Below are 18,698 nucleotides of genomic sequence, written 5' to 3'. Positions count from 1 at the left end.
AATCGCACTGGCCGCCCAAGCCCATAACCACTGCATGTCGCTAAACGACAACTTGCCGACAGACACCGCCGCACGCCAAGATAGGCGCAGCATTCAGGAACCCAAGCATGAAATTTTGCAGCCAGTGCGGCAACCCGGTGACCCAGCGCATTCCCGAAGGCGATTCGCGCCTGCGTTATGTCTGTGACAGCTGTCATACGATTCACTATCAGAACCCCAATATCGTCGCCGGTTGTGTGCCGACCTGGGGCTCCAAAGTGTTGCTGTGCCGTCGCGCCATCGAGCCACGGCTCGGTTACTGGACCCTGCCCGCCGGCTTCATGGAAAACGGTGAAACCATCGAGCAGGCGGCCATTCGCGAAACGTTTGAGGAAGCCTGCGCCCGCGTGCGCAACCTGAGCATCTATACCTTGATCGACGTGCCGCACATCAGCCAGGTGCATGTGTTCTTCCGCGCAGAGCTCGCGGACCTGGACTTTGCCGCCGGTCCCGAGAGCCTGGAGGTCCAGCTTTTCGAAGAAGCCGATATCCCTTGGTCCGACCTGGCTTTCCGTACAGTGGGCCGTACCTTAGAATGTTTCTTTGCTGACCGGCGGACCGAAGTCTACCCCGTGCGGTCCGAATCGATCCCGCCGCTGGCTCAGCCTGCCATCACTTAGCTCTTGTTCATCAAAAACCACCTATAACTAAAATAGTCGCGACACTCCTAGGGATATCGTTTCAATGCGCTGGTTGCTTGCCCTGTTTTGCTTGTCGTTCGTCACTGTCTCCCAGGCTTCCGTTGCGGAAACACTGGACGGCAAAGTCATCGAAAAAGTCCTGGTTCTCAAATCCGCCCACCAACTGCAATTGATCAATGACGGCAAGCCGCTCAAAACCTATCGCATTTCCCTGGGCAAACGGCCCAAGGGGCCGAAGCTGATGGAAGGCGATAAACGCACGCCTGAAGGTTTCTATTGGATTGACTGGCGCAAGACCAGCGACCGCTTCAACCTGTCGATGCACATCTCCTATCCGAATATCAGTGACTCCGCCCGATCACGACGTGAAGGTGTCGATCCCGGTGGCATGATCATGATTCACGGCACCCCGGATACTGAAGAAAACCCGGAAAACCTGTTCCACACCCTGGACTGGACCGATGGCTGCATTGCCATGCGCAACATGGACATGCGCGAAGTCTGGAACCTGGTCCCGGACGGGACGATGATCGAGATTCGTCCATAATCGGTACGGCTACCTTTCGTCGCTCATCAAAAAATAAATCAAAAAGATCGCAGCCTTTGCCAGCGCTGCCGGGTAGATACCAATTCTGCCGGTAGAAGCGGTCGAACGCTGCGATCTTTGCTTTCAAAACTCCTACCTCTAATACCACTTCAAACCCAACCCACCTTAGCCCACCCAACAGGGCCGCATTTCGCACGTCAACAGCAAAGTACTGGCATTGACATGGTATTTAAGTGGTATTAGTTTTCGCTGCACTACCGAGCGACAACACTCCAATATCCGCATCGGACATACCGCACATGAATGACCTCCAGGCCCTACGCCCCGACGACACCCAGCCCACGCCGTTGTACTTGCAACTGGCGCGCAATCTGGAAGCGGCGATCCATGCCGGCCAGTGGAAAGCCGAACAGGCCATGCCGTCGGAGCGCAACCTCAGCGAAATACTGGGCATCTCCCGCGTCACGGCACGCAAGGCCCTGGAAGTTCTGTTTGAACAAGGTCTGATCCGCCGCAACCAAGGTTCCGGCACGTTCATCACGCCACGCCTTGAGCAACCGCTGTCGCGTCTCTCGGGTTTCAGCGAAATGCTCCGCCTCAAGGGCTTCGTGCCCGGCTCGCAATGGCTGGAGCGGGAAATAACCCCGCCGACCCACGAAGAACTGATCCGCCTCGGCCTCTCGCCCAACGACAAAGTCGCGCGGCTCAAGCGCCTGCGTAAAGCCGACGACACGGTAATGGCCATCGAGATGAGCACCCTGCCCGCGTCGATCATTCCCAAGCCGCAAGCGGTGGGCGACTCCCTTTACGAATACCTCGACGGCATCGGCAAACCGATCGTCCGCGCCTTGCAGCACATCCAGGCAATCAACGCCTCCGACGAATTCGCGGCACTGGTGGGCATCGCCCCCGGCACCGCCATGCTGTTGATGACCCGGGTCGGCTATCTGGAAGACAACACGCCGATCGAAGTCACCGACACCTATTGCCGCAACGACTACTACGACTTTGTCGCAGAGCTTCGCCGCTAAAAGGCTTCGCCGCCAGACAAGCAACCGAGAACCGATCATGTCCGAAGACAACATCCTCACCGTCCATGGCTGGGTTCGCGGCCGGCTGATTCATGAACACGGCAAAGTCGTGTCCATCGAAGGCCAGCCATGCGATCCGGCGGACAACGACCTGCCTTACCTGCTGCCGGGTTTCATCGACCTGCACGTTCACGGCGGCGGCGGCAAAGACATCATGGAAGGCGCGCCCGCCTTCGAAACCATCACCAGAACCCACGTGCGTTTTGGTACGACCTCGATGCTGGCGACCACCATGACCGCGCCGAGCGAAGAGATTTCCAGCGTGCTCAAAGCCGTCGGCGAGTTCTGTGAACAGCGCCCGAAAGGCAGCGCCCGGATACTCGGCGTGCACCTGGAAGGCCCGTACATCAATCCCGGCAAACTCGGCGCCCAGCCGAATTTCGCCCACACCGCGTTGATGGCCGAAGTCGAGGAGTACCTGGCCCTCGCACCGATCCGGGTGATCACCATCGCCCCGGAAATCGCCGGTCACGACGCCTTGATCCGCGCCCTCAGCTCCCGTGGCGTGCGCATGCAGATCGGCCACACCCTCGGCAGTTACGAAGAAGGTGTGGCCGCGCTGGCGGCCGGCGCCAGCAGTTTCACTCACCTCTACAACGCCATGAGCCCGTTGCATCACCGCGAGCCGGGCATCGTCGGCGCGGCGCTGGCCCACGCCAAGTACGCCGAGCTGATTCCGGACTTGTTGCACGTGCACCCTGGCGCCATCCGCGTCGCTCTGCGGTCGATCCCGTGCCTGTATTGCGTCACCGACTCCACCGCCGCCGCCGGCATGCCGGACGGTGAATACAAACTCGGCAGCCACACCGTGACCAAATGCCTGGGCGGCGTGCGCCTGCCCGACGGCACGCTGGCTGGCAGCACCCTGACGATGGATCAGGCCCTGCGCAATCTGGTGAAGATCGGCTTGCCGATTGCCGAAGCCTCGCAACGTCTTTCGCAATTCCCCGCCGACTACCTCGGCATCACCGAACGTGGGCGCCTGCAACCCGGCGCCTGGGCCGACTGCGTGCGGCTGGATCGCTCACTCACACTGACCGCCGTCATGGTCGAAGGAGAAGACATTGACTTCAAAAATGCTTGAGGAGGCCCTGTCCTCGTTCGAGGCCGTGCAAGCGCAATTGCAGCAACTGGACCCGCAGATGATCGAAATCGCCGGTCGCCTGCGCCGTCAGCCGCCGCAAGTGGCGATGACCGTCGCGCGCGGCAGCTCCGATCACGCGGCGAGCTACTTCGCCTACCTGACCATGCAGCAACTGGGCATTCCGGTGGCGTCGTTGCCGATGTCGGTGGTGACCATGCAGCAAGCACCGTTGAAGGTCAGCGGTCAGGTCGCGTTCGCCTTCTCGCAATCGGGACAGAGCCCGGATCTGGTGAACAGCCTGCGTCTGTTGCGCAAGCGCGGTGTGCTGAGCATTTCGATGGTCAATGCCGAAAGTTCGCCCCTTGAAGCCGCGTGTGAATTCAGCCTGCCGCTGTGCGCCGGCACCGAAAGCAGCGTCGCCGCGACCAAGAGTTTTATCGCCACCCTCAGCGCCAGCGCCCGTTTGATCGCGCACTGGAAACAAGACGCGCAATTGCTCGAGGCAGGCCTGGCCCTGCCGGAAGGCCTGCGCGACGCGGCGCAACAGGACTGGAGCCTGGCCATCGACGCCCTGCGCGATTGCCAGCGTTTGATGGTGATCGGTCGTGGCGCCGGTTTCGCCATCGCCCAGGAAGCCGCGCTGAAGTTCAAGGAAACCTCGGCGATCCAGGCCGAAGCCTTCAGCAGCGCCGAAGTCCGTCACGGTCCGATGGCGCTGATCGACAACAACTATCCGCTGCTGATCTTCGCCCCGCGCGGTGCCGAGCAGGCCGGCCTCCTGAGTCTGGCGGCCGACATGCGCCAGCGCGGCGCCCGCGTATTGCTGGCTGCGCCGGATGACGTGAGCGAACGCGACCTCACCCTGACCCGCGCCGAGCACCCGGCCCTCGACCCGATCCTGGCGATCCAGAGTTTCTATGTGATGGCTGCCGGTCTGGCGGTTGCCCGTGGCATGGACCCGGACCAGCCGCGGCACTTGAGCAAAGTGACGCGCACGCACTGAGTCCGCCCCCTACGTTTTCCTGATGAGACCGAGCCATGCACAACAACAATAAAGAGCTGACCCTCAGCGCCCCGCTCAGCGGCCCGGTGCTCACGCTCGCCAAAGTCCCGGACCCGGTGTTTGCCAGCGGTGCCATGGGCGACGGCATCGCCATCGACCCACTGAACGACACACTCCACGCACCCTGCGCTGGCGTGGTGGTGCACGTCGCCCGCACCGGTCACGCCGTCACCTTACGCGCCGACAACGGCGCCGAACTGCTGCTGCACCTGGGTCTCGACACGGTCGAGTTGCAGGGCGAAGGCTTCTCGATGCTGGTCAAGGAAGGCGCGCGAGTCGCCAACGGTCAGCCGCTGTTGCGCTACGACCTGGACAAAGTCGCACAGCAGTGCAAAAGCCTGGTCAGCCTGATGATCCTGACCAACAGTCAGGACTTTCAGGCGCGACCGATCACCCTGAAGTCGGTGAAAGTGGGCGAGCCGCTGCTGCACATCATTCGTCGACAAGCGTCAGGGGCGCAGGCAGAAGCGGACCTTGCTGGGGAGGAAATTTACGGTCATATCCGCATCGCCCACCGGGGTGGTTTGCATGCCCGGCCGGCGGCGCTGATTCGTCAGACGGCACAAGGTTTCAAGTGCAAATCGCAACTGCATTTCGCCGGCAAATCGGCGACCTGTGACAGCCTGATCGGGTTGATGGGATTGGCCATCGGCGAGCAGGAAGAGGTTCAGGTCAGTTGCCAGGGGCCGGATGCCGAAGCGGCGCTGCAAGCCTTGTTGCTCGCATTATCTACAGCCCTGGCCGAAGACAGCCACGCCGCCGCGCCAACATCGATTGCCCAGCGCGGCCGTGCGGCCGAGGCTGGCGTGTTGCACGGTGTCTGCGCCGCTCCCGGTCTGGTGGGTGGGCCGTTGTTTCGCTTGAACGCGATCAGCCTGCCGGTGGACGCCGGCCATCATGATCCCGAGCAGCAACGGCAAGCGCTGGGCACCGCGCTGAGCCAGGTCCGCAGCGAAATCGACAGCACCCTGGCCCAAGCCAAAAAACACAAGAACACCGACGAAGAAGCGATCTTCGCCGCGCACCTCGCGCTGCTTGAAGACCCGGCACTGCTGAATGCGGCCAAGCAATCCATCGATCAAGGCAGGGCCGCGACTCACGCCTGGAGCCAATCCATCGACGTGCAGTGCGACGTCCTCCAACAACTCGGCAGCCCGTTGTTGGCCGAACGCGCCAATGATCTGCGCGACCTCAAGCAGCGGGTGCTGCGCGCCTTGCTCGGAGAAACCTGGCACTACGACGTGCCGGCCGGCGCCATCGTCGCTGCCCAGGAGCTGACACCGTCCGACTTGTTGCAACTGAGCCAGCAAGGCGTCGCCGGGTTGTGCATGGTCGAGGGCGGTGCGACGTCCCACGTGGCGATTCTGGCTCGCGGCAAAGGCTTGCCGTGCATGGTGGCTCTGGGTTCGACACTGCTGGAGCAGGAGCAAGGCCAATCGGTGGTGCTGGATGCCGACAGCGGTCGTCTTGAATTGATGCCGACTGCCGAGCGCCTGGCCGAAGTACGTCAGGCCCGACTCGACCATCAACAACGCCGCGCCGAGCAACAGGCGCAAGCGCATAACCCGGCGCTGACCCTCGACGGTTTGCAGATTGAAGTCGCGGCCAATGTCGCCTCCGGTGCCGAAGCGGCTGATGCCCTGGCCTATGGCGCCGATGGTGTCGGCCTGCTGCGCACCGAATTTCTGTTTGTGGATCGCAACACCGCGCCGGATGAACAGGAACAGCGCCTCGCCTACCAGGCCGTGCTCGATGCCATGGGCGACAAGTCGGTGATCATCCGCACCATCGACGTTGGCGGCGACAAGCAACTCGACTATCTGCCGCTACCCGTTGAGGCGAATCCGGTGCTCGGTTTGCGCGGCATTCGTCTCGCTCAAGTCCGGCCGGAATTGCTCGACCAGCAATTGCGCGCACTGCTGCACGTCAGTCCGTTATCGCGCTGCCGGATCCTGTTGCCGATGGTCACCGAAGTCGACGAACTGCTGCACATCCGCCAGCGCCTCGATGCCTTGTGCACTGAGCTGGGTGTGAGCCAACGTCCGGAGCTCGGCGTGATGATCGAAGTCCCGGCCGCCGCGCTGCTGGCCGAGCAACTGGCGGAACACGCGGACTTCCTGTCCATCGGCACCAACGATTTGTCCCAATACACCCTGGCCATGGACCGCGACCATGCCGGCCTCGCTTCACGGGTCGACGCAATGCACCCGGCCCTGTTGCGACTGATCGCCCAGACCTGCGCCGGCGCCGGGGTGCATAACCGTTGGGTCGGAGTCTGTGGCGCGCTCGCCTCTGATCCGCTGGCCACGCCGGTACTGATCGGCCTGGGGGTCAGCGAGTTGTCGGTGAGCCCGGTGCAAATCGGTGAAATCAAGGACCGCGTGCGCCACCTCGACGCCAGCGAATGCCGACGCATCAGCCAGGACTTGCTCAAGCTGAGCAGCGCCAGCGCGGTGCGTCACGCCTGTCACCAGCAATGGCCTCTGAGCTGAACTCACAACAACAAAAAAAGAATCCAGGGAGATACGCCATGTACCAATACTTCATCGAAGGCCTGCAGCGCCTCGGTCGCGCGCTGATGCTGCCGATCGCGATCCTGCCGATTGCAGGGTTGCTGTTGCGACTGGGCGACACCGACCTGTTGAACATCGCAATCATTCACGACGCCGGTCAGGTGATCTTCGCCAACCTGGCGATGATCTTCGCCATCGGCATCGCAGTCGGGTTCGCCAAGGACAACAACGGCACGGCAGGTTTGGCCGGGGTGATTGGCTACCTCGTGATGATCTCCACCCTCAAGGTGCTCGACGCGAGCATCAACATGGGCATGCTCGCCGGGATCGTCAGCGGCTTGATGGCGGGCGCGCTGTACAACCGTTTCAAGGACATCAAGCTCCCGGAATACCTGGCGTTCTTCGGCGGCCGGCGCTTCGTGCCGATTGTCACCGGGTTCGCCGCCGTCGGCTTGGGCGTGGTGTTCGGCCTGATCTGGCCGCCAATCCAGCACGGCATCAACAGCTTCGGCGTGTTGATGCTGGAAAGCGGCAGCGTCGGTGCCTTCATTTTCGGCGTGCTCAACCGCCTGCTGATCGTCACCGGCCTGCACCACATCATCAACAACATGGCGTGGTTCGTCTTCGGCAGCTTCACCGACCCGACCACCGGCGCGATCGTGACGGGAGACCTGTCGCGCTACTTTGCCGGCGACCCGAAAGGCGGCCAGTTCATGACCGGCATGTTCCCGATGATGCTCTTCGGCCTGCCTGCCGCGTGCCTGGCGATGTACCGCAACGCCCTGCCGGAACGGCGCAAAGTCATGGGCGGGATTTTCCTGTCGATGGCGCTGACATCGTTCCTGACCGGCGTGACCGAACCGATCGAGTTCGCCTTCATGTTCCTCGCGCCGATGTTGTTTCTGCTGCACGCGCTGCTGACCGGTTTGTCCATGGCGATCACCAACCTGCTGAACATTCATTTGGGCTTCACCTTCTCCGGTGGCTTCATCGACATGATTCTCGGCTGGGGTAAATCCACCAACGGCTGGCTGGTGTTCCCGGTGGGCCTGGCGTATGCGGTGATCTACTACGTGGTGTTTGATGTCTGCATCCGCCGTTTCAACCTCAAGACGCCGGGGCGTGAAGGCGTGCCGACGGGCGAAAAAGTGGTGGTCGCCGACAACGAGCGCGCCGGGGCTTACATCAAGGCGCTGGGTGGTGCGCAGAATCTGATCACCGTGGGTGCGTGCACCACGCGGCTGCGACTGGACATGGTGGATCGCAATAAGGCTTCAGATGCGGAGTTGAAAGCACTGGGCGCGATGGCGGTGGTTCGACCGGGCAAGGGCGGGAGTTTGCAAGTGGTGGTCGGGCCGATGGCCGACAGCATTGCCGATGAAATTCGCCTGGCGATGCCCGCTTTGGGCCGCGCGGTCATCTCCTCTCCTCCCGCCGCTGTTGATGCACCGAAACCTGTCGCCGTGGCGACACCGGAAGCGCAGCAATGGCTGAATGCGTTGGGCGGCGGTGAGAATGTGCTGCAGATGGATTGCGTGGCCATGACCCGGATTCGGCTGCAATTGGCGGATGGCAAGGCGTTGTCGGAGTGTGATTTGAAAGCGTTGGGTTGCCAGGGTGTCAGCCAACTGGAGGGCGGCGTGTGGCACCTGTTGATTGGTGACAAGGCGTCGAGTTTGAGTGATGCGCTGGAGGCGTTGGTTAATCGTAGTGAGGTGAGTGCCAAGGTTTAGGGGTTGCTGACTGTTTTTTGATTGTGTGCATATCCGTTGCTGCGGTAACGGCGGCTGGCGGTTTCGCTTTTACAGCGAGTCACTTGTACGCGTTCCCCTGTGGGAGCGGGCTTGCTCGCGAAGCTATTGATCTTGATCTTGCCGTTGCTTCGGCTTCAGATCTGCCGCCCCTTTCCCAGAGGCCGAACGCAGGTATTGCGCAGGGGGCACCGCGGCAAGGATGCCGCGGTAGCCGCCCCCGGAGCAATGCCGGAGTGAGAGCATACCGAGCCTGGGCGAGGCACCGAATGGCGGGGCAAAAGCCCTTGGTTACTTGGGGCTCTTCCAAGTGACTCGCTGTAGGAGCGAAACCGCCAGCGGCCGTTACCGCAGAAATGGATATGTACACCTGAAAGTAAATGGTCGCCTGACACACAGCCTTCGCGAGCAAGCCCGCTCCCACAGTTTGATCTCCATACGCACATGAAATCGCGGGCAATAAAAAACCCGCTGAAATCACTTCAGCGGGTTTCTCATTTCAGCGGGCAGGAAAATCAGAAATCCTCCAACCGCCACACCTCATAAGCCGGCGTCTCATAGGGATGGCTGAGCTTCAACGCAGCCACCACGGCCACGATCAGTTCCTCCGCCACCACCAGCTCAACCTTCCATTCCTCAACCTGCTCGACCTGCCCCGCCTCGCCAATGAACGGCTGACTGCCATCCAGTGGACGAAACTGACCCAAGCCCAACACCTGCCAGGCGCAATGATCATAAGCCCCGATCCGCCCGCCACCGGCAGCGAACACAGCGCTTTTGACCACCTCGACATGACTGTCGGGAACAAAGAAGCTGAGCTTATACATTGCGCTTAGTTAACCCGCTTTTAGTTTACCCAGACCCGAGCATTACGGAACATACGCATCCAAGGTGCGTCTTCGTTCCAGTCTTCCGAACGCCACGAGTTCTGCACCGCGCGGAACACACGCTCCGGGTGCGGCATCATGATGGTCACGCGACCGTCGCGGCTGGTCAGCCCGGTGATCCCACGCGGCGAGCCGTTCGGGTTGGCCGGGTAGTTTTCGGTGACCTTGCCATGGTTGTCGACGAAACGCATCGCCACGCAACCCGACAGATCCGCTTCCAGCAGCGCTTCTTCGCTGGCGAATTCGGCATGACCTTCACCGTGAGCAATGGCGATCGGCATGCGCGAACCGGCCATTCCCTGCAGGAAGATCGAGTTCGACTCCTGGATTTGAACCATCGCCACACGGGCCTCGAACTGCTCGGAACGGTTACGCACGAAGTGCGGCCAGAACTCGCTGCCCGGAATCAGCTCGTGCAGGTTGGACATCATCTGGCAACCGTTGCACACGCCGAGGGTGAAGCTGTCGTTACGTTCGAAGAAACCCTGGAACGCATCGCGGGCACGGCTGTTGAACAGCGCGGATTTGGCCCAGCCTTCGCCGGCACCCAAGACGTCGCCGTAGGAGAAACCGCCGCACGCCACCAGGCCCTTGAACTCGTTCAGGTCGACACGGCCGGCCAGAATGTCGCTCATGTGCACGTCGATCGCGTTGAAACCGGCGCGGTCGAACGCGGCCGCCATTTCCACCTGACCGTTGACGCCCTGCTCACGCAGCACGGCAACCTGTGGGCGGATGCCTTTCTTGATGTAAGGCGCGGCGACGTCCTGGTTGACGTCGTAGCTCAGCTTGACGCTCAGGCCCGGGTTGTCTTCTTCCAGCAGCACGTCGAATTCTTGCTCGGCGCAGTCGGCGTTATCACGCAGACGCTGGATCTGGTAGCTGGTTTCAGCCCACTGACGTTGCAGCAGGCGACGCTGACCTTCGAACACGGTTTCGCCGTTGAAGGTGATGTTGATCTGGCCATTGTTCATCGGCTGACCAACCACCGACACACAATCACCCAGACCGGCAGCGCTGAACTGCGCGAGGATGTCCGGGGTGGCGTCCTGGCGAACCTGAATCACCGCACCCAGTTCTTCGTTGAACAGGATCGCGGCGATGTCGGCGGACGTTTCCGCCAGACCGTCGAGGTTCAGGCTCAGGCCACAGTGACCGGCGAATGCCATTTCCACGGCGCTGGTCAGCAGACCACCGTCGGAACGGTCGTGGTAAGCCAGCAGGTGACCGTCGGCATTGAGGCCCTGGATTACGGCGAAGAAGGCTTTGAGGTCTTCGGCATCATCGACGTCCGGCGCTTGCGAGCCGAGCTTGCCGTGAACCTGGGCCAGGATCGAGGCGCCCATGCGGTTCTGACCACGACCCAGATCGATCAGGATCAGGTCGGTGGTGCCTTTGTCCATGCGCAGTTCCGGCGTCATGGTCTGACGGATGTCAGCCACAGGCGCGAAACCGGTCACGATCAGGGACATCGGCGAAGTCACAGTCTTGTCGACGCCTTCGTCGTTCCAGCGTGTGGCCATGGACATGGAGTCCTTGCCCACCGGAATGGTGATACCCAGGTCCGGGCACAGCTCCATGCCGACCGCTTTCACGGTGTCGTACAGACGCGCGTCTTCACCTGGGTGACCGGCCGCCGACATCCAGTTCGCCGACAACTTGATGTCGGAGATCTTGTTGATGCGCGAAGCGGCGATGTTGGTCAGGGTTTCGCCGATGGCCATGCGGCCCGACGCCGGAGCGTCCAGCAGCGCCAGCGGAGTACGCTCGCCCATGGCCATGGCTTCACCGGTGTAGACGTCGAAGCTGGTGGCGGTGACGGCAACGTCGGCCACCGGAACCTGCCACGGGCCGACCATCTGGTCACGGGCCACGAGGCCGGTGATGGTGCGGTCGCCGATGGTGATCAGGAAGCTTTTGCTCGCGACGGCCGGGTGATGCAGGACGCGCTCGACGCAGTCGGCGATGTCCAAAGTCGACGGATCGAAATCATCCCCCAGTTCGTTTTCGCGAACGGCCGAACGGTGCATGCGCGGGGCTTTGCCCAGCAGCACTTCGAGCGGCATGTCCACCGGGCTGTTGCCGAAGTGGCTGTCGGTAACCGTCAGTTGCGGCTCGGCAGTGGCTTCGCCGACGACGGCAAACGGGCAACGTTCACGCTCGCAGATTGCCTGGAAGCGTTCGAAGTCAGCTGGGCCGACCGCCAGAACGTAGCGCTCCTGGGATTCGTTACTCCAGATTTCGTGCGGGGCCATGCCCGGCTCGTCGTTTGGAATGTTGCGCAGTTCGAAGCGACCGCCACGGCCGCCATCGTTGACCAGTTCCGGGAAGGCGTTGGACAGACCGCCCGCACCCACGTCGTGGATGAAGCTGATCGGGTTGTGTTCACCCAACTGCCAGCAACGGTCGATGACTTCCTGGCAGCGACGTTCCATTTCCGGGTTTTCGCGCTGTACCGAGGCGAAGTCCAGGTCAGCCGAGCTGGTGCCAGTGGCCATCGACGAAGCAGCACCGCCACCCAGACCGATCAACATGGCCGGACCGCCGAGCACGATCAGCTTGGAGCCAACAATGATCTCGCCTTTTTGCACGTGTTCGGCACGGATGTTACCCATGCCGCCAGCCAGCATGATCGGCTTGTGATAACCGCGCACTTCGTCGCCACGCGGGGTGGTGATCGATTGTTCGAAGGTACGGAAGTAACCGGTCAGGGCCGGACGGCCGAATTCGTTGTTGAATGCCGCACCGCCCAGAGGGCCTTCGATCATGATGTCCAGCGCAGTGACGATGCGCTCAGGCTTGCCATACGGCACTTCCCACGGCTGTTCGAAACCCGGAATCTGCAGGTTGGACACGGTGAAACCGGTCAGGCCCGCCTTGGGTTTGGCACCGCGACCGGTAGCGCCTTCGTCGCGGATCTCGCCGCCACTGCCGGTGGACGCGCCCGGGAACGGGGCAATCGCAGTCGGGTGGTTGTGAGTTTCGACTTTCATCAGAATGTGCACCGGTTCCTGCACCGCGCCGTACTGGCGGGTTTCAGGGTCCGGGAAGAAACGGCCGGCGACGTTGCCGACGATCACCGAAGCGTTGTCCTTATAAGCCGACAGAACACCTTCGCTGTGCATCTGGTAGGTGTTCTTGATCATGCCGAACAGGCTTTTTTCCTGGCTCTGACCGTCGATGTCCCAACTGGCGTTGAAGATCTTGTGACGGCAGTGCTCGGAGTTCGCCTGGGCGAACATCATCAGTTCGATGTCGTGCGGGTTGCGCTTCAAGCCAACGAACGCGGCGACCAGGTAGTCGATTTCGTCTTCGGCCAGGGCCAGGCCCAGCTCGGTGTTGGCTTTTTCCAGCGCGGCGCGGCCGCCACCCAGCACGTCGATCGAGGTCAGCGGCTTGGGCTCGGCGTGGCTGAACAGGCCGGCGGCTTGTTCAAGGTTGTTCAGGACGATCTGGGTCATGCGGTCGTGCAAGGCATCGGCGATCAGCTGGGCTTCAGCCTCGCTGAACTGGCCGGCAACGTAGAACGCAATGCCGCGCTCCAGGCGCTGGATCTTGCCGAGGCCACAGTTGCGGGCGATATCGCTCGCCTTACTGGACCACGGCGAGATGGTGCCGAAACGCGGCAACACCAGGAACAGACGACCGGTTGGCTCTTGTACCGGAACACTTGGGCCGTACTTCAGAAGGCGCGCGAGCACCTGCTGTTCGTCGCCGGTCAGGACGCCGGTGACTTCGGCGAAGTGAGCGAATTCAGCATACAAGCCGCTGACAGCCGGGACCTTCTGGCTCAGTTGCTCAAGGAGTTTGCTGTGGCGAAAGGCAGAAAGGGCAGGAGCGCCGCGCAGGATCAACATCTTCGGGACAGCCTCGGGAAGGGGTGTGCTTTGAGGCCGTGCATTCTAGCCTAAACCGCCCGCGACAGCACCCGAAACGGTACGGGCGGCGTCACCCGGGCGTCGGGTTGGGTATTCGGGCCTTAAACAGCGGTTCGCCGTGGGTTATTTTTACTGTCTAGAAATGTCGTTAAAGCCTATTCCTGCGGGCTCCGGAGCCGTTTTCGGCTCCCTAGCAGACAAGCCCTTCGCTGTCGAGATATGGCGCTCGTGGTCCTTTGCGTATACTGCGCAGATGTTTTCCCCAACGGCTTTGCGTCCGCGGTTCGCCAAATGGCTGATCGCAACCGGACTCTTCCTGGTGCTCAGTGGCTGTGTTGATAAACCCAACACGCTGGAGCGCGTAAAGGAGGATGGCGTGCTGCGGGTGGTTACCCGTAACAGCCCCGCCACCTACTTTCAGGATCGCAACGGTGAAACCGGCTTCGAATACGAGCTGGTGAAGCGTTTCGCCGACGATCTGGGGGTCGAACTCAAAATCGAAACCGCCGACAACCTTGACGACCTGTTCAATCAGGTGGGCAAGCCTAACGGCCCGGTGATCGCTGCTGCCGGTCTGGTCAGCAGCGAGCAACGCAAGAAGCAGGTTCGATTTTCCCATTCCTATCTGGAAGTCACCCCGCAGGTCATTTATCGCAATGGCCAGTCACGGCCAACCGATGCCGGAGATCTGGTCGGCAAGAAGATCATGGTGCTCAAGGGCAGCACCCACGCCGAGCAGTTGGCGGAGCTGAAAAAGAAATATCCCGGCATTGAATACGAAGAGTCCGACGCGGTTGAAGTCGTCGACCTGCTGCGGATGGTGGACGAAGACCAGATTGATCTGACCCTGGTCGATTCAAACGAAGTCGCGATGAACCAGGTGTATTTCCCCAAAGTGCGGGTGGCCTTCGACCTCGGTGACGCCAGCAACCAGAGCTGGGCCGTGGCCGCTGGCGAAGACAACAGTCTGCTCAACGAGATCAACGCCTACCTCGACAAGGTGAAGAAAAACGGCACCTTGCAACGTCTGAAGGATCGTTACTACGGCCACGTCGATATGCTCGGCTATATGGGCGCCACTACCTTCGCCCAGCATTTGCAGCAACGGTTGCCCAAGTACGAACAGCACTTCAAGAATTACGCAAAGAAAGAAAAAGTCGATTGGCGCCTGTTGGCGGCGGTTGGCTATCAGGAATCGTTGTGGCAGCCGACGGTCACGTCGAAGACCGGCGTACGCGGCCTGATGATGCTGACCCAGAACACCGCGCAGGCCATGGGTGTATCCAATCGCCTCGACCCCAAACAAAGCATCATGGGCGGCGCCAAGTACCTGGCCTACATGAAAGAACAGCTGGACGAGTCGATTCAGGAGCCGGATCGCACCTGGTTTGCGCTGGCGGCCTACAACGTCGGCAGCGGTCACCTGGATGACGCACGCAAACTGACGGCCAAGGCAGGGATGAACCCGGACAAGTGGCTGGACGTGAAAAAGATCCTGCCGCGCCTGTCGCAGAAACAGTGGTACAGCAAAACCCGCTACGGCTACGCCCGGGGCGGTGAGCCGGTGCATTTCGTGGCGAACATCCGTCGCTACTACGACATCCTGACCTGGGTCACGCAGCCGCAGCTAGAAGGCAACCAGGTCGCCGAAGGCAGCCTGCATGTGCCGGGGGTCGACAAGACCAAGCCGAACCAGGAAACCCCGCCGCTTTAAAGCCTGCCCCAATCAAAAATGTGGGAGCGGGCTTGCTCGCGAAAGCGGTGTGTCAGCCGCAAAAATATTGACTGATACTCCGTCTTCGCGAGCAAGCCCGCTCCCACATTTTGATTTGTGTTCGGCTTAAGCTTTGGCTGCGGCCAGAATCAGCGCCTTCATCTCCGACACAGCCGACTTGAACCCGACAAACAACGCATGAGCCACCAGCGCGTGGCCGATGTTCAGTTCGTTGATGCCTTTGATCGCGGCGACCGCTTCGACGTTGTGATAGTGCAAACCGTGACCCGCGTTGACGATCAACCCCTGCGCCAGACCAAACGCAACGCCATCAGCCACACGCTTGAGCTCTTCTGCCACTTCGGTCGGCGTCTCGGCGTCGGCGTAACGACCGGTGTGCAGTTCAATGGCCGGCGCGCCCACACGACGGGACGCTTCGATCTGCCGCTCGTCGGCATCGATGAACAGCGACACTTCACAGCCAATCTTCGCCAGCCGATCCACCGCCGCCTTGATCCGCGCTTCCTGCCCTGCCACGTCCAGACCGCCTTCGGTGGTCAGCTCCTGGCGGGTTTCCGGCACCAGGCAAATGTGCGCCGGACGGATGCGCTCGGCGAACACCATCATCTCTTCGGTAACGCCCATTTCGAAGTTCATGCGGGTTTGCAGCACGTCCTTGAGCAACAGCACGTCGCGTTCCTGGATGTGCCGGCGGTCTTCGCGCAGGTGCACGGTAATGCCGTCAGCGCCCGCCTCTTCCGCGTCCAGTGCTGCCTTGACCGGATCCGGATAGCGAGTGCCCCGGGCCTGACGCAGGGTGGCAACGTGGTCGATGTTCACGCCAAGAAGAATGCGATTGCTGGTGGTCACGGAAGCGCTCCTGAATTTAAAGATTCGGCGCACAGCATACACGGGGAGATAGGGTCTGTTGATGTTTGGAAGCGGCCGCGACGGATGACCACTTGGTGCAGAGCAAGGCGCGAGGAACGTAGTCTGGTGTTCCAAGCGTCAACAGATCCTATGGCTTGCGAAACAGTTCGCGACTGACCAAGGGACGACCGCCCAGGTGAACAGCCAGTGCCTGACGCATCAAACGTTTGGCTGCCGATAGTGCGCCAGGGGCAGACCAGTCAGCCTCGGCCATGGCCAGCAGTTCGGTGCCGTTGAACAGTCCGGGTTGCAGCAGGTAGACCTGTTCCAGACCTGCATCCACTTGCAAACGATAAAGGCCGTCCGGGGAGATCGGATCGCCGTGAATGTCGGCATTCAGGGCAAAGCCATAACCGAGATCGTCGAGCAATCGCCATTCGAAAGAGCGCAGCAACGGCTCCAGCGGCCGCCCTTCAGCCAGGGCGAGGATGGTCGCGGCGTAGTGATCGAAGACGGCGGGATGCGGGTCTTCGGAGGGCAGCAGACGGATCAGCAATTCATTGAGATAGAGCCCGCTGAACAGCGCCTCACCATTGAGCCAGGTGGAAACACCAGCGCTTTCCATGCGTCCGACATTCTTCAGCTCGCCTCGACCACGGAACTCGACTTCCAACGGCACGAACGGCCGCGCCAGCGTCCCGGCCTTACCCCGCGCACTGCGCAACACCGCCCGCAGCCGACCTTGCGGCGTAAGGAAATCCACCAACGCGCTGTTTTCGCGGTAGGCGCGGCTGTGGAGCACGTAGGCGGGTTGGCCGATGGGCGGGGTTTGCGACATGGGGTTCTCGCTGATGGAACGCGGCGTTGAAAGCAACGCAAACCTAATGTGGGAGCGGGCTTGCTCGCGAAAGCGGCGTGACAGTCAACACTAATGCTGAATGTTACATCGTCTTCGCGAGCAAGCCCGCTCCCACATTGGATCTTTGTACAACCGGGATTACAGGTCGCCGTAACCCAGCGAACGCAAAGCGCGTTCGTCGTCGGACCAGCCGCCTTTCACTTTCACCCAGAGGTTGAGCATGATCTTGGAGTCGAACAGCAGCTCCATGTCCTTGCGCGCCTCGGTGCCGATGCGTTTGATCCGCTCACCCTTGTCGCCAATGATGATTTTCTTCTGGCCGTCACGCTCGACGAGGATCAACGCATGGATGTGCAGGGTTTTGCCCTGCTGCTTGAACTCTTCGATTTCCACGGTGATCTGGTACGGCAGCTCGGCGCCCAACTGGCGCATGATTTTCTCGCGCACCAGTTCAGCGGCGAGGAAGCGGCTGCTGCGGTCGGTGATCTGGTCTTCCGGGAAGAAGTGATCATTTTCCGGCAGGTGCTCGGCAATCACTCGCTCCAGCGTTTCGAGGTTGTGCCCGTGCTGGGCCGAGATCGGCATGATCTGCGCGTTCGGCAGCTGTTCCTGCAACCAGGTCAGGTGTGGCATCAGCTCGGATTTGTCTTCGATGCGATCGGTCTTGTTCAACGCCACGATCAGCGGGCCGGTCACGTACTGGACGCGCTCGAGGACCATTTGGTCTTCATCGGTCCACTTGGTGCGGTCAACCACGAAGATCACCACGTCGACATCTTTCAACGCCGCCGAAGCGGTTTTGTTCATGTAGCGGTTCAGGGCTTTCTCACCGCCCTTGTGCATGCCCGGAGTATCGACGTAGATCGCCTGCACGGCGCCTTCGGTCTTGATCCCCAGCATGTTGTGGCGAGTGGTCTGCGGCTTGCGCGAGGTGATCGCCAGCTTCTGACCCAGGATGTGGTTCAGCAGCGTGGACTTGCCCACGTTGGGACGGCCAACGATGGCGACATAGCCACAGCGAGTTGCAGTTGAATCAGTCATGGCCATTCTCCACGCCCAGGGCAATCAGTGCTGCGGCGGCCGCTACCTGTTCGGCAATACGACGACTCACACCCTGACCTCGGCTTTTTTCATTCAGTAAGGTGATTTCACATTCGACGAAGAACGTCCGGCAATGCGGCTCACCCTGGATATCCACCACTTCGTAACGCGGCAGTTCACAACCACGGGACTGCAGGAATTCCTGCAGGCGGGTTTTCGGATCTTTGTTGGTGTCGACCAGCGTCAGGCCTTCGAACTCTCCGGCCAGCCAGGCCAGCACGCGTTCGCGCGCCATGTCCATGCCGGCGTCCAGATAGATCGCCCCGATCAGCGCTTCCAGGGCATCGGCGAGAATCGACTCGCGACGGAAACCGCCGCTTTTCAATTCGCCGGAGCCCAGGCGCAGGTATTCGCCCAGATCGAAACCGCGGGCCAGTACGGCCAGGGTCTCACCTTTCACCAGGCGTGCGCGCAAACGCGACAACTGGCCTTCGCGGGCCAGCGGGAAGCGATCGAACAGCGCCTCACCGGCGACGAAGTTAAGGATGGCATCACCGAGGAATTCCAGGCGTTCGTTGTTGCGCCCGGCAAAACTGCGGTGAGTCAGGGCCAGGACCATCAGTTCCTGATCCTTGAAGGTGTAGCCGAGCTGACGCTCTAGACGGCTTAAGGAGACGCTCACGGTTTACCCACGCTGAGTTCGTGGCTGGATTCCACCGC

At 61.2% G+C, this 18,698-nt stretch carries 14 protein-coding genes; 8 read left to right on the top strand and 6 right to left on the bottom strand.

From position 1 onward, the window contains the following. Nucleotides 1-107: 107 nt before the first annotated feature. The 7 genes from ACA055_RS05115 to nagE all read left to right on the top strand — a co-directional run bounded on the left by ACA055_RS05115 (nt 108) and on the right by nagE (nt 8,711). Nucleotides 108-659, top strand: a complete 552-nt coding sequence (locus ACA055_RS05115; protein ID WP_497682643.1) for an NUDIX hydrolase — start codon at nt 108-110, stop codon at nt 657-659. Between the two features lie 64 nt (nt 660-723). After that, nucleotides 724-1,227, top strand: coding sequence for a L,D-transpeptidase family protein (locus tag ACA055_RS05110; RefSeq protein WP_497682642.1), 504 nt, complete (start codon nt 724-726; stop codon nt 1,225-1,227). Nucleotides 1,228-1,526: 299 nt separating this feature from the next. Then, a complete protein-coding gene (locus tag ACA055_RS05105; protein ID WP_497682641.1) occupies nt 1,527-2,258 on the top strand; it encodes a GntR family transcriptional regulator in 732 nt (243 codons plus the stop codon). Nucleotides 2,259-2,295: 37 nt separating this feature from the next. After that, a complete protein-coding gene (gene nagA, locus ACA055_RS05100; protein WP_497682640.1) occupies nt 2,296-3,402 on the top strand; it encodes an N-acetylglucosamine-6-phosphate deacetylase in 1,107 nt (368 codons plus the stop codon). Continuing rightward, nucleotides 3,383-4,405: an SIS domain-containing protein gene (locus tag ACA055_RS05095; protein ID WP_497682639.1), complete on the top strand. Its 1,023-nt coding sequence runs from the start codon at nt 3,383-3,385 to the stop codon at nt 4,403-4,405. Before nagA ends, ACA055_RS05095 begins: the two co-directional genes overlap by 20 nt. 35 nt (nt 4,406-4,440) lie before the next feature. Then, nucleotides 4,441-6,957 carry a phosphoenolpyruvate--protein phosphotransferase gene (ptsP, locus tag ACA055_RS05090; RefSeq protein WP_497682638.1) on the top strand — a complete coding sequence of 839 codons (2,517 nt, stop codon included), beginning with the start codon at nt 4,441-4,443 and terminating at the stop codon, nt 6,955-6,957. 38 nt (nt 6,958-6,995) lie between these two features. Continuing rightward, nucleotides 6,996-8,711 carry an N-acetylglucosamine-specific PTS transporter subunit IIBC gene (gene nagE, locus ACA055_RS05085; RefSeq protein WP_497682637.1) on the top strand — a complete coding sequence of 572 codons (1,716 nt, stop codon included), beginning with the start codon at nt 6,996-6,998 and terminating at the stop codon, nt 8,709-8,711. A 533-nt stretch (nt 8,712-9,244) separates the two neighbouring features. Here the strand turns inward: nagE and ACA055_RS05080 are convergent. Both ACA055_RS05080 and purL read right to left on the bottom strand, forming a co-directional pair. Beyond that, entirely contained in the window at nt 9,245-9,556 is a 312-nt protein-coding gene (locus ACA055_RS05080; protein WP_497682636.1) for an NGG1p interacting factor NIF3, read from the bottom strand. Nucleotides 9,557-9,576: 20 nt separating this feature from the next. Continuing rightward, the gene (gene purL, locus ACA055_RS05075; protein ID WP_497682635.1) at nt 9,577-13,473 is read right to left on the bottom strand and encodes a phosphoribosylformylglycinamidine synthase; all 3,897 of its coding nucleotides are present in this window, start codon (nt 13,471-13,473) and stop codon (nt 9,577-9,579) included. A 274-nt stretch (nt 13,474-13,747) separates the two neighbouring features. On the opposite strand from purL, the gene mltF reads away from it, so the two are divergent. Continuing rightward, on the top strand, nt 13,748-15,208 hold the full coding sequence (mltF, locus tag ACA055_RS05070; protein ID WP_497682634.1) for a membrane-bound lytic murein transglycosylase MltF: 1,461 nt from the start codon (nt 13,748-13,750) through the stop codon (nt 15,206-15,208). A gap of 126 nt (nt 15,209-15,334) precedes the next feature. Here the strand turns inward: mltF and pdxJ are convergent, their stop codons facing one another. From pdxJ to rnc, 4 genes are all read right to left on the bottom strand, one after another. Then, nucleotides 15,335-16,078, bottom strand: a complete 744-nt coding sequence (gene pdxJ / locus ACA055_RS05065; RefSeq protein WP_497682633.1) for a pyridoxine 5'-phosphate synthase — start codon at nt 16,076-16,078, stop codon at nt 15,335-15,337. A gap of 148 nt (nt 16,079-16,226) precedes the next feature. Next, the gene (recO, locus tag ACA055_RS05060) at nt 16,227-16,916 is read right to left on the bottom strand and encodes a DNA repair protein RecO (protein ID WP_497682632.1); all 690 of its coding nucleotides are present in this window, start codon (nt 16,914-16,916) and stop codon (nt 16,227-16,229) included. 159 nt (nt 16,917-17,075) lie between these two features. After that, entirely contained in the window at nt 17,076-17,978 is a 903-nt protein-coding gene (gene era, locus ACA055_RS05055) for a GTPase Era (RefSeq protein WP_497682631.1), read from the bottom strand. Beyond that, a complete protein-coding gene (rnc, locus tag ACA055_RS05050) occupies nt 17,971-18,660 on the bottom strand; it encodes a ribonuclease III (RefSeq protein WP_033053426.1) in 690 nt (229 codons plus the stop codon). Before rnc ends, era begins: the two co-directional genes overlap by 8 nt. Between the last annotated feature and the right edge of the window lie 38 nt (nt 18,661-18,698).

This window comes from Pseudomonas sp. LBUM1657 (genome assembly GCF_059716075.1).
This window is presented reverse-complemented; position numbering and strand designations above follow the sequence as displayed.